The following is an 11,961-nucleotide window of genomic DNA, read 5'->3' on the forward strand; positions in this document are numbered from 1 at the left end:
GGCGCCGTGGCGCTGGTGGGGGCGTCGGACCCGCGAAGAGCCGGACACCCTCCTCTTTCAGGGCTTTACGGTGCACAAACTCACGACATCAGTAGTCGTATCAGGACTAGAGGTAGTTCCAGATCTGCATCAATGGTTGTAGATCGCACCCGGCAGCCCCTCAGGGGAGAGAATCGAGCGATGGGAGCGCAACGGTCTTCGCTGCCTCCACGGCCGGACATCCGCGTCCGACGCTCTGGTTCCAGCGAAGGGTTGACGGAAGCCGGGTGCGATATCGCGGTGAAAGGGCTTGAACTCTGTCAGGCGAGGAGAGTCTCTCCGATCCATCCGCCGGCGGAGCAGCCCGGCGGGATGGCGAACACGGCCGAGCCGATCGGGGTCGTCCACTCGTTCAGCAGGTCGCCCTCGGCCAGTCTCTTCTGGACGGGAATGAACTGCCGGGTGATGTCGGCCTGGTAGGAGGCGAACAGCAGTCCGGAGTCGGCGTGTCCTTCGGGGGTGAGTCCTTCGTCGTAGTTGTAGACCCGGCGCAGGATCCGCATGCCCGGGTCTGCGACGTGGGCCCGGCGGATGTGGGCGTATTCGGAGATGACCGGGAAGCCGAGCGCGTTCAGCCTGTCGAAGTCCGGCTCGTCGTGCTCCTGCTGCCCGGTCAGCGGGGCGCCGGTGTCCAGGCGGCGGCCAACCGTGAACTCCTTGGCCACCCGGTCGGCGGCGTCCCACGTCTCCAGCCCCATGCGGATGCGCCGCAGCACCAGGGTGGTGCCGCCGCGCAGCCACTGCGGGCCGTCGTTGACCCAGATGGCCCGGTCGAAGTCGGGCGTGCCCGGTTGAGGGTTGACGGTCCCGTCGAGCTGGCCCATGAGGTTGCGCTGGGTCATGCCGGGAGCCATGGTGTGCGCGCTGCGGCGGAATCCCCGCTGGGTCCAGCGCACCCGGGCGAAGGAGCGGGCGTCCTTGACCGTCATACGCAGGGCGTGGGCGAGGGTGACGGCGTCGTCGGCGCAGATCTGCAGCAGCAGGTCCGCACCGGTCCACCGCTTCTCCAGCTTGTCGATCACGAACCCCGGAAGGGGCGCTATCGACTCCGGCCGCTGGTCCTCCACTCCGGCTGCCCTGAAAAGGCCGGGGCCGAAGCCGAAGGTGACGGTCAGCCGGGAGGGGAGCGTGGCCAGCTCCGGTTCGGTGTCGGCCAGGGCGGCCCGGCCCTCGGTCAGGCGGCGGGCGTCGTCGGTGAGCAGGCGCATCATGCGTACGGCGGCTTCGCGGCCGGTGTCCGGTAGCAGGTCCAGGCCGACGAACACGGCGTGAGCCTGCGGGATCGTGGCGATCCCGGCCTGGTGGACGCCGTGGAAGGGCTCGGTGGCCGAGCCGTCGGGGAGCGGGGGAGCGGTTTCGGACGTGGTCGTGGATATGGCCTGCTGGGGGGCATATGCCACGAGGGCACCGGCCGCTGCGGCGGCGCCCCCCGTGAGCAAGCCCCGCCGTGTCAGTCGGGGTTGCCGCATCAGCCGTGGTCCTTGTCTCCGTGCATGTCGTGCTGGTAGTCCTCGTTGCCGCCGGCGAAGTCCTTGCCGACCGCGGTGAACGTCAGGGTCTGGCCGCCCTTGAGGGTGAGGGTGAAGGGGATCTGCGCGCCCGGCTTCACCTCTTCGGTGACGCCCATCAGCATGATGTGGTCACCGCCTGGCTGGAGCTGGTGCGTGCCCCGCGCGGGGACCACGAACCCGCCCTCCTTGGGCCGCATGACCATCTTTCCGCCGGAGTCGGCCACCCCGTGCAGCTCGATCTTCGGTGACAGCGGTGAGGAGCCGGAGACGACGGTCACATCGGCGTCGGTGTTGTTGACCAGGGTGCCGAAGGCGGCGCTCATCCCCTTCTTGACGGTCTTCACCCACGGGTCGGTGATCGCGAGGGGCGGGACGGTGACGGAGGGAGTGGCCGCGACGGCGGGTGCCATGGAGCTCGCGACAGCGACCGGTGCCGTGGTGGTCTGGGAGCCGCACCCGCTGAGCGCCGTCACCGCGGCGATCAGGATTCCGGCAGGGGCGATACGACGAGGAGACACGTTGATGCCTTTCTTCTGGCTGTGCCTGCAGGCCGCGGCCGAATGCCGCCTCGATGTGGCCATGCCGGACAGACAGCCGGGATTGTCACGCTGATTCGGTCCACCGAGCAGCCGGATGGCGGCATCGGCGCAGGCCCGCGCATGCGGGCTCGGGAACGAAGTAATGCCTCCGAGTGACCTGGGCGGTCAGCTGGAGGTGGCGGTGACAAGCCGGGGAGGACCACGCCTGCTCACGGTGTGGCGCAGCACGGCAGAGCGGAGAACTTCCGGCTCGATCGTGCTTGGCGTGAAAAACGAGGTGTATGCCGGAGCCGCGTGCACGATGAGCACACGGCACAGTCGTGCGTCGAGCCGCCGCAGCAGCGCCCACAGCACGGCCTCACCGCGCGCCAGCCACAGTGAGGTCAGTCCCACGGCCCAGCCGTGCATGACCAGCATGCCCAGACCCGGCATCAGCCCGGAGTGGACGTGCCCGATGACCTCGGCGGGGGACGCGGCGTGCGCGAGGGAGAACAGCACGTGCTGGCCGGCTTGCAGGCCGGCCAGCAACGGCAGGATCACCGCCAGCGTGCGTTCGCGCTTCGACAGGACAAAGGCCGCGACGAATGCGATCGCCAGAGCACCGGCCGTGCTCGGTGCGGAGACCGAGCCTCCGGCGAAGACATGCGCCAACATGCTCAAGCCCAAGCAGACCACGGTGAAGGCGGTGGCGCGGGCGAGACGGAAGGGCATGGTCGCGGGCATAGCGCAGTAATTATCCCATGTCATAGCAATGGTGCGTAATGGAGGACCCGCCGGGCCACCGCCGTGACGTGCAGCTCGTCGGGACCGTCGAGCAGGCGGGCCATCCGTCCGGTGCGAAACAGCGCGGGCAGCGGTGTGTCGGGCCCCAGCCCGGCCGCGCCGTGGACCTGGATGGCCGCGTCGGTGACCTGCTGCAGCATCCGGGCGGCGGCCACCTTCGCCAGGCCGGTCTCCACGCGGGCGTCCAGCCCGGCGTCCACGAGGGAGACGGCCTCGAACACCAGCGGGCGCGTAGTCCTGATCGCCAGCAGCGCGTCGAAGACGAGCCGCTGGACGAGCTGGAGATCAGCCAGCCGTCCTGAGGCCGCCGGCCGTGAACGCGCCCGCTCACGCATGAGGGTGAAGGCCCGCTCGGCCTGACCGAGCCAGCGCAGGCAGCGCAGCAGCCGGCCGAGCCGTACCCGCTCGCCGATCACGCGCAGACCCCGGCCGGGCTCGCCGAGCAGGTGGTCGGGCGGGACCGTGACCCCGTCCAGGGCGATCTCCCACTGCCCGCCCGCACCCAGAACCGGCAGCTCGCGGACCACCCGGAAGCCGGGAGAGGAGGTGGGGACGAGCAGCAGGGACAGGCCGGTCGTGGAAGGCGGCGCGCCGCAGGTGCGGGCAAGCACGACCGCCAGGTCCGCGTCGCCCGCACCGGTGACGAACCATTTGCGGCCGTGGATCGTCCAGGAGCCGTCAGCCTCCCTGCTCGCCCGCGTGGCGGTGAGAGCGGGATCGGAGCCGGGCGTGTCCGGCTCGGTCATTGCGTTGCACATGGTCATCCGCCCGTCGGCGATCTGAGGCAGGTACAGCTCCCGCACGGTAGGTGTGGCGTGCCCGACCAGGGTCTTCACATCCAGCAGTGCTGGGGAGCCCAGCACGCCCGGACCGTGATCGCTGGCTCCCTCCGCCTCCGCCACGTGCGCATATTCCGCCAGAGACAGGCCCGCGCCACCCAGCTCGGCCGGGAGTGGCAGTCCCCACAGCCCCTCGGACCGTGCTTCGCGCCTGAGCCGTTCGAGGAGCGCCCGCGCGCTCACGCCACCCGAATCCAGCTCGGCTTCATGGGGCATCACGTGCTCGCGGACGAACTCGGTCACGCGGTCGCGCAGCTCGAGCGCCTGAGGCGGACAGGCGGGAGCGCCCCAACTGAGGCGCTCGGCATCGGTCATGACGGCGGCTTGCTGTGACATTCCAACTCCAGACATGTCGGGAACTGAGCGAAAAATCCATCCGACTCCCTGCTGTGGAACAGGTCGGGTGAACGCTCGCCCGAGTTCCCACCCGCGTCAGGCAAGACTCGCGGCCACCGCCGCGGAAAAGGAGAGCCATGGCACACCCCGCCACCGCCCGAGCGGCACATCCGCTCGCCGGCATCGGTCTGCGGACGGCCGGGCCACCCGCCCTCACCACCACCGTCGCCCACCACCTCACCCTCCTGGGGGCCGCCGACCTCGGATCCGCGGCCTCGGACGGCCCCGGCACCGTGTCACTCACCGGCGCGGGCGGGCGCCCGCTCACTGCCGAGATCGCCTGGGCGGCAGCCGCCCCGATCGACGAGGTGACCGACGAGGCCACCGCGCAGGCCGCGACCGGCGTGGCCCACGTCCATGGCCGCCGCACCGGTGAGCCATGCGGTCTGGCTGTCGACTACCTGACCACGGCGTGCGCCGTGCTGACCGTTCAAGGTCTCCTGGCCGGACTGATCGGCCGTGCCCGGGGATCGGCCGTCGAGACCGTACGGACCGGCGTGGACTTGGCCGGACTGCTCTCGGTCGGTCAGTACCTGGCCGCCGCCAACGCCGAGGACGACGAAGCGGTGCCGCTCGCCCCGGGAGGCCCGCCGTTCACCACGGCCGACGGCGTGTGTTTCGAGGTCGAGACGCTGGACCCGGTTGTGTGGGTGACGTTCTGGCAGGCGCTCGGCGTGGCCAAACGCCTGGCCGGTTCCGCGTGGCGGTCCTTCCAGTTCCGCTACGCCACCGCCTGCTCCCCGCTGCCTGAGGAGCTGCACGCACGGGTTCACGCGGTCGACTGGCAGAGCGTACGGCGGGCCGCGAAGGAGTCGGGGGCGTCGCTCTGCGCGCTCCGATCTCTCCAAGACCGGTTGGCCGAATCCCGTGCGCAGGCACCATGGCAGCTGTCACCGGGGCTGCCGGCCTCGCCCCTGTCCCCGTCGGCCGAGGTCGGCCGCCCGCTGGCCGGTCTCACGATTCTGGAGGCCGGACGGCGGATCCAGGCGCCGCTGGCCGCCTACGTCCTGGGCCTGCTCGGCGCGGACGTGGTGCGGATCGAGCCACCCGGCGGGGACCCGCTGCGCGGCATGCCGCCCACGTGCGGTGACCTGTCGGCCCGCTGGCTGGCGCTCAACCGGGGCAAGCGCGCCGTGGAGATCGACATCAAGTCGGCCGCAGGCCGGGCGGAGCTGCGCGACCTGGTCGAGGGCGCGGACGTCTTCGTGCACAACTGGGCCCCGGGCACCGCCGAGCGCCTCGGCCTGGACGACGGCGACCTGTCAGCGGTCAACCCCGGCCTGGTCTACGCCTACACCAGCGGCTGGGCCGGGCGGCTGGCCGACGTCCCGATGGCCACCGACTTCATGGTGCAGGCCCGCACCGGCGTGGGCGAGGCCGTGCGGCCCGCCGGTGAACCACCCGCCCCGTCGCTGATGACCCTGCTCGACGTCCTCGGCGCCCTGCTGGGCGCCGAGGCGGTGCTCGCCGGGCTCCTGCTGCGCGAACGTGCGGGACACGGCGTGCGGGTGGACTCCTCGCTGCTGGGCGCGGCCGAGATGCTCACCGAACCCGGTCTGCGGCGGGTCGCCTCCGGAGCCGCCCCCCGCAGACCGGCCGGATTCCGCAGTCCCCTGCCCACGGCGGACGGCTGGGTGGCCGTCGCAGACGACTGCGCCGGGCAGGCGGACGCCGCCTCCCTCACCGGACTGGCCACACCCGAGGCTGTCGCGTCCCTTCGCCGCCGGGGGCTGCGAGCCACCGCCGTAACGACCGCACTCGACAGGCTTCCCGCCGATCCACGTTTCGCATCCGCTCTCACCCGTGACGAGCACGGGGCCGTTGTCGTACCCGTTCCCTGGAGGTTCGCATGACCCTGCACTTGGACGACCTGGTGCCTGCCACGCTGAGACGCGAATGGGCCGCCGACGGCACCTGTCCGGACCTCGGCCTGTACGCGCTGTTCCGCGCTCATCGCCTCGCGGCCCCGGACCGGGTCGCGGTGATCGACGTGGCGGGCGAGCTCACCTATGCCGAGCTGGACCGCCTGGCACGCAACGCAGCGGCCGGGCTGCGGAAGCTCGGCGTCTGTGAGGGCGACGTCGTCGGCGTCCAGCTGTCCAACGGCCGGGACGCGGTCGTCGCCGACCTGGCGCTGGCCGCGCTCGGAGCCGTGGCCCTGCCCTTTCCCGTGGGGCGCGGCGTCGCCGAGGCCGTCTCCCTGCTCGGCCGTTCCGGTGCGCGGGCCGTCATCGCGGCCGTCGACCACCGGGGGACGGCGCACGCGAGTGAGCTGGTGGCCGCCGCAGAGCAGCTGCCCGGCCTGCGGGCCGTCGTCGCCGCCGGTCCGCAGGAACCCCCGGTGGGCAGCGTGGCGTGGAGCGAGGTGCTCTCCGCCGACGGCCGCGCCTTCGTCCCGGCCCGGCCCGATCCGGACGGCGCGGCCCGCATCCTGGTCTCCTCCGGCTCGGAGTCCGAACCCAAGATGGTCGCCTACTCCCACAACGCGCTCGCCGGCGGCCGGGGCAACTTCATGGCCACGCTGATCGCCGACGCGAACCCGCCCCGCTGCCTGTTCCTGGTCCCGCTGGCCTCGGCTTTCGGCAGCAACGGCACCGCCGTCACCCTTGCCAGGCACGGCGGCTCCCTGGTGCTCCTCGATCACTTCTCTCCCCGGGCCGCCCTCACCGCGATCCGCGACCACCGGCCCACCCACGTGCTGGCCGTACCGACCATGATCCGCATGATGCTCGACCAGCCGGACACCGGACCGAACCCACCCATGACCGCGCTGGTGCTGGGCGGTGCCGAGCTGAACGCGGCCACGGCCGCCGAAGCGGGCCAGGTGTTCGACTGCGCGGTCGTTAACCTGTACGGCTCGGCCGACGGGGTGAACTGCCACAGCGGATTCCGTCCGACTGCGGCGAGCGATCCCGGTCCCGGGGTCGTGGTGGGCCTGCCGGACCCCCGGGTGGCGGAGATCCGCATCGTCCCCACCTCGGACGAGGAGGAATTCGGCGAGATCATCGCACGCGGCCCGATGACCCCGATGTGCTACGTCGGCGCGCCAGAGCTGAATCAGCGCTACCGCACGGCAGACGGCTGGGTCCGCACCGGAGACCTGGGGGTGATCGACGCCGACGGGCGGCTGCGCCTGATGGGCAGACTCAAGCAGGTCGTCATCCGTGGCGGCACCAACATCAGCCTGGCCGAGGTGGAGCACGCACTGGCGACCCACCCCGAGGTGCGCGAGGTGGTGTGCCTGGGCGTGCCCGACCAGGTGATGGGAGAGCGGCTGGCGGCCTGCGTGGTGCCACGCCCCGGCCATACCCCTGACATCGCCGGCCTCGCCTCCCACCTGCTCCGGCAAGGGCTGGAGCGGGGCAAGCATCCCGAGCACCTGCTGCTGGTGGAGGAGCTGCCGCTGACCCCGGCGGGCAAGCCCGACCGGGATGCGCTACGCGATCTCCTGCTGGGGGGGCAACCCGGATCGGTGTGATTTTTCCCGGGCCGGAGGCGACTCCGGCCCGGGAAAAATCTTCGGTCAGGCAGCCCTGTCCGCGGCTTCCAGTGAGGAGATCAGCTGGCTGCGTGCTCGCGCCACGCGGGAACGCACCGTGCCGATCGGGCATCCGATCATCGCGGCGGCCTCGGCGTACGGCATGCCCACGAGCTGGGTGAGCACGAAGGCCTCACGCCGTTCGCGCGGCACCTTGGCCAGCAGGTCGGCCAAGGCCACGCCGTCCTCGCATCCCGGCAGCCCGCGGGGCTGACATCGCTCGGCGGCGGCCTGCCAGTCGGCGAGATCGGCGACGATCGGGCGAGAGGCCGCCGAGCGGAACCGGTCGACGACGACCCGCCGGGCGATGGACAGCAGCCAGGTGCGGGCCGATGACCGGCCGGCGAACCTGGGCAGGCTCCCCAGAACGCGCAGGAACGTCTCCTGGGTGAGGTCCTCCGCCGAGTGGCTCCCGGCCAGGTAGGCGATGAATCGGCGTACGTCGGTGTACACCGCACGGGTGAAGGCCTCGACGTCCGCGGGCGCTCCTGCGCGCGCGGCCAGGGCGAGCACTGTCAGATGATCGTCTGAGCGTTCGGTGGTGGCGTCATGGTGGGGGGCGCGGTGGTCGCGCATGACAGAACTCACGATGGTCGTTCCTTGCATCGCAGGGCAGAACGGATACACGGTTCGGGGGGTGCGTGGCCCCTGTTGGACTGGTTGAGGAGGCAGGGGCACGGGAGGGCAGGCGTCGGGAAAGGCGGCCCACGGGGCCGGAGCGTGTAGGGCGGCGCAATGGCCCCAGTGACGGGTCGCATCACCCAGCCCACTCCGATGGGAACCCCGGCGGGCCCATGAGCGACTGTCTGATGCGCGGTTGTCGTGTGGACCCCGCCGGCAGAAGGAGATGGCGATGCGGCTGGAACGACCGGTAGGTCCTGCGAGCGATCGGGTCCGGGAGCGATGGGTCACCGTCCTGCTCACCACGGCCATGGGCGTGTCGATGCTTCAGCTCTTCCTGATCGGTGCGCTCGGTCCCCGCCTGGTCGGGGAGGCGGGCATCTCCCGCACCGCGATCGGCCTGACCACGACCGCCGGATTCGGCGTCGCCGCGCTCCTGTCGCTCACCGCCGGCCGCTGGGTGGATCGGCTGGGGGCCCGCCGTTGCCTGGTCGCACTGCTGCTGCTGGCCGCGGTGGCACTGGCACTGATCGGCTCCGCCTCGGGCACGCTGATGCTGCTGGTGGCGGTGGCGCTGGGTGGCCTCCCGCAGGCCCTGGCCAACCCCGCCACCAACAAGGTCATCCTGGCCACGGTCGAACCGGGCAGGCGAGGTGCGGTCACCGGCTGGAAGCAGTCCGGAGTGCAGCTCGGCGCTTTCGCGGCGGGACTGCCGCTGGCGGCGCTCGCCGCATGGACGGGATGGCGCGGCGCGGTATGGACAGCCGCCGTGATCGCCGCCCTCATCGCGTGCTGGGCCATCCGCGTGCTGCCATCCGACTCCACCGCCGCCGCGGCCACGCCACCCGCGGACATGCCGCGCGCCCGCGTCGGCCGGTTGGCGCTGTTCTCCTTCCTGCTCGGCTGCGGGATCGCCGCGGTGAACACCTACCTTGCGCTGTTCGGTGCCGAGCGGCTGGGACTGGGACCGGTCGTGGCGGCATGGTTGGTCGCGGTCCTGGGTCTCACCGGAGTCGCGGGCCGGGTCGGCTGGTCGCGGCGGGCGGGCCGCCTCGACCGGGCCGAAGTGCTTCTCGTCCCTCTCGCGGCGGGAGCCTGCGGAGCGGTCCTGCTGCTCGGAGCAGCCTCGTGGGTTCCCTTCCTGGTCTGGGTGGGCGCGGCGGCCGTCGGAGCCTTCGCCGTCGCGGGTAATGCGGTCACCATGGTCTCGGTGATCAAGCGCGCCGACCCCCGCAGCGCCGGCCGGGACTCCGCGCTCGTCTCGGCGGGATTCTTCGCCGGTTTCGCCGCCGGGCCGCCGCTGTTCGGGATCCTCGTCGAGATCGGGGGATACGGACCGGGCTGGGGGCTGGTGGCCGCCGAGTTCGCCGCTGCGGCCGCCGTCGCGGCGCCGCTCCGATTCCGGGCCGGGGCACTCCGATGAGCTGGGCGGAGAAGGCGCTGCTTGAGGTTCTGGAGCGGTCCGGCACGGTCGAGGCGGATGCGGGAGGGCGATGGCCGCTGTATGCGGACCCCGTCTCCGGCGGCTGGACGACCACCGCCCGCGGATCATGGACCGGTGGTTTCTGGACGGGACTTCTGTGGCTGCGAGCGATCATGAGCGGTGATCCGGCCGACCGGGCCACCGCGATCAGCCGCACCGCATCGCTCGATCCGTGGATCTGGGCCGACACCGGAGCCCGAGGCCTCATCTTCTGGTACGGCACCGCGTTCGGCGTGGCAGAGGGGGACGCCCTGGCGGCGACGCTGCGAGAGCGCGCGGCCGGTGCCTGCCTGGACGCCTATGTCCCCGAGCTCGGGCTGGTGCCCTGGGGCGGCGCGTTCGGCGGTCCTCGGGAGCTGGCGCGCGTCGACGGCCTGCCCGGCCTCATGCAGCTCCTCCGTCTGGCGGGTCCTGACGGAGCCGTGGCCGCCCGGACCCAGCTGGACCTGCAGTTCGCTCTGACGGCAGGTGAGCGCCAGCTCCGCCCGGCCTGGCAAGCCCTGCCGGACGGCACCTGGGAACCCCACCTCGCCCTGCCGCCAGGCTGGAGCCGCACGGCGGCCTGGCTGTCGCTGGCGGTCGCCGACACCGGCGACGGCGATCGGCGGCGGGCACTGCTCGCACATCCCCAGGTGGCGGCCCGGTTCGCTGCACGCTCGCCCGCCGTCCCCTGCGCACGCCCCGGCGGGCCACCGGACACCTCGGCCGCTGCGATCGAGGCAGTCGCCGCTCTCAAACTGGCCGCGCGGGCCGATCAGCATGAAGCCGCCCGGCTGCGGGACCGGGCCGCCGCCGTGCTCCGCGAGCTGGTCTCGGCACACCTGCGTGACGGCCGCCTGCTGGACGGCTGCTATGACCTGGACCACGGCATGGCCACCTGCCATGAGCTGGTGTGGGGCGACTTTTTCCTGGCTGTTGGCCTCGCGGTGCTCACCGGGGCGATCGATCCTTTCGCCTGCTGAACGCTGTGGCCAGGGTGTGAGCGACGGCCTCGCCCAGACGGTCTGGCAAGCGCGGACAGTGCCAGGCGACGTGGTCGTCAGGCCGGATCAGGACGGCGCCGTCGGCCGCGATGCCGTAGACGGCGGCGATGTCCGCGTCGCCCACGTGCACCAGCAGGGGCACACCTGCCGGCGCCGCCTCTTGCCAGGCCGCTCCGTCCGGTCCGGTCAGCAGGGTGAAGCCGGTGCCCACGAGGTCGAGCGTGGAGACCTCGCGTCTGTCATGGCGTGTCCTACTGAGCGCCCGGTCCTTGGGAAAGGCCGAGGCGGCGGAGTGCCGCTCGACCAGCAGAGAGGGCACGCCGAAGCGCGACAGCGCGATGGACGCGCACAGGCCGACCGGTCCGCCGCCGACGATGAGCACGGGGATGTCCACGTGTCTTCCTCCTGAGGAGGGTGGGGCGGCCAGGATGGCCGCCCCACGAGACCGGTCAGCCGAGAGCGGCGGTGATGGCGTCGGCGTTGGCCTTGTACATGGCGATCAGGTCCAGCCCCTGGTCGGGGAAGTTGTCGATGACCACGCGCTTGGCCTCGACATTGGCGAGGGCGTCCCCGCCGGGCATGGCCGAGTTGTCCAGCACCAGCCGGGGCTTCTTGGCGGCCAGCTCGGAGATCTGACCGGCGGTGGGCGGCTGCGGGCCGTACACCCCGGCGGGCTGGACTCCGGTCAGGTCGGCGGCCCAGGCGACGAACGCCTGCGCGACGATCACCGGTGCGATGCCCTCGGCGGCGCCGGTGACCTTCTCCTTCATCGCGGCGTACTCGGTGTCGAAGGTCGCGGTCCACGCCTTGGCCGCTTCCGCGGTGCCGAACTCCCCGCCCAGCCGCGCAACCTCGGCTCTGACCTTGTCGGGAGTGTTGTCCAGGGACACCTCGATCAGCTTGGCCTTGGATCCGGCGGCCTCCTTGAGCTTGCCGGCGAAGCCCTCGAAGGCGGCGTACAGCACCACATCGGCCTGGGCGACCTTGACCAGGTCGGAGGGCTTGGGATCGTAGTCGGGGGCGTGGTGCACGCCGGGCGGCACGATCACCGTGATATCGGTCGCGCCCGCGGCCTTGGCGAATCCCGCCTCCCAGGTGGAGGCTGCGACAACCTTCAGCCCCTTCGCCGTCGGTGAGGGTGCCGCGGAGGTGCTTTCCCCGGTGCCTCCGCAGGCGGCCATGGCCACGGTGGTGATGACGGCCACGGCCGTGAGACGGAGCCGGCGCAT

General features: G+C 71.8%; 11 protein-coding genes. 4 read left to right on the plus strand and 7 right to left on the minus strand.

The genetic code is table 11. The features are described from left to right. Nucleotides 1-299 precede the first annotated feature (299 nt). The 4 genes from ACIN94_RS16290 to ACIN94_RS16305 all read right to left on the minus strand — a co-directional run bounded on the left by ACIN94_RS16290 (nt 300) and on the right by ACIN94_RS16305 (nt 4,047). On the minus strand, nt 300-1,508 hold the full coding sequence (locus tag ACIN94_RS16290; RefSeq protein ID WP_400705979.1) for a Dyp-type peroxidase: 1,209 nt from the start codon (nt 1,506-1,508) through the stop codon (nt 300-302). Next, the gene (locus tag ACIN94_RS16295) at nt 1,508-2,068 is read right to left on the minus strand and encodes a copper chaperone PCu(A)C (RefSeq protein WP_400705982.1); all 561 of its coding nucleotides are present in this window, start codon (nt 2,066-2,068) and stop codon (nt 1,508-1,510) included. The genes ACIN94_RS16290 and ACIN94_RS16295 overlap by 1 nt, the downstream gene beginning before the upstream one ends. 186 nt (nt 2,069-2,254) lie before the next feature. Beyond that, complete coding sequence (locus tag ACIN94_RS16300) at nt 2,255-2,800, minus strand: MFS transporter (protein WP_400705985.1); 546 nt, start codon at nt 2,798-2,800, stop codon at nt 2,255-2,257. A gap of 32 nt (nt 2,801-2,832) precedes the next feature. Continuing rightward, a complete protein-coding gene (locus ACIN94_RS16305) occupies nt 2,833-4,047 on the minus strand; it encodes an acyl-CoA dehydrogenase family protein (RefSeq protein ID WP_400705988.1) in 1,215 nt (404 codons plus the stop codon). A 137-nt stretch (nt 4,048-4,184) separates the two neighbouring features. On the opposite strand from ACIN94_RS16305, the gene ACIN94_RS16310 reads away from it, so the two are divergent. Beyond that, nucleotides 4,185-5,960 carry a CoA transferase gene (locus ACIN94_RS16310; RefSeq protein ID WP_400705991.1) on the plus strand — a complete coding sequence of 592 codons (1,776 nt, stop codon included), beginning with the start codon at nt 4,185-4,187 and terminating at the stop codon, nt 5,958-5,960. Further along, the gene (locus ACIN94_RS16315; protein ID WP_400705994.1) at nt 5,957-7,585 is read left to right on the plus strand and encodes a class I adenylate-forming enzyme family protein; all 1,629 of its coding nucleotides are present in this window, start codon (nt 5,957-5,959) and stop codon (nt 7,583-7,585) included. The genes ACIN94_RS16310 and ACIN94_RS16315 overlap by 4 nt, the downstream gene beginning before the upstream one ends. Before the next feature lie 45 nt (nt 7,586-7,630). Here the strand turns inward: ACIN94_RS16315 and ACIN94_RS16320 are convergent, their stop codons facing one another. After that, complete coding sequence (locus ACIN94_RS16320) at nt 7,631-8,233, minus strand: sigma-70 family RNA polymerase sigma factor (protein ID WP_400705997.1); 603 nt, start codon at nt 8,231-8,233, stop codon at nt 7,631-7,633. A gap of 265 nt (nt 8,234-8,498) precedes the next feature. Here ACIN94_RS16320 and ACIN94_RS16325 point away from each other — a divergent pair, with 265 nt between their 5' ends. Beyond that, entirely contained in the window at nt 8,499-9,689 is a 1,191-nt protein-coding gene (locus tag ACIN94_RS16325; RefSeq protein WP_400706000.1) for an MFS transporter, read from the plus strand. Next, complete coding sequence (locus ACIN94_RS16330; RefSeq protein WP_400706003.1) at nt 9,686-10,711, plus strand: hypothetical protein; 1,026 nt, start codon at nt 9,686-9,688, stop codon at nt 10,709-10,711. The genes ACIN94_RS16325 and ACIN94_RS16330 overlap by 4 nt, the downstream gene beginning before the upstream one ends. On the opposite strand, the gene ACIN94_RS16335 is transcribed toward ACIN94_RS16330, so the two are convergent. Together ACIN94_RS16335 and ACIN94_RS16340 are read right to left on the minus strand one after the other, a co-directional pair. Continuing rightward, nucleotides 10,680-11,126, minus strand: a complete 447-nt coding sequence (locus ACIN94_RS16335; protein WP_400706006.1) for an FAD-dependent monooxygenase — start codon at nt 11,124-11,126, stop codon at nt 10,680-10,682. The two genes, ACIN94_RS16330 and ACIN94_RS16335, sit on opposite strands and share 32 nt — an antisense overlap. Nucleotides 11,127-11,181: 55 nt before the next feature. Beyond that, nucleotides 11,182-11,961 carry a metal ABC transporter solute-binding protein, Zn/Mn family gene (locus ACIN94_RS16340; RefSeq protein WP_400706009.1) on the minus strand — a complete coding sequence of 260 codons (780 nt, stop codon included), beginning with the start codon at nt 11,959-11,961 and terminating at the stop codon, nt 11,182-11,184.

The sequence above is a fragment of the Streptosporangium sp. NPDC087985 genome (genome assembly GCF_044741965.1).
In the GTDB taxonomy this organism is placed as follows: Bacteria; Actinomycetota; Actinomycetes; order Streptosporangiales; family Streptosporangiaceae; genus Streptosporangium.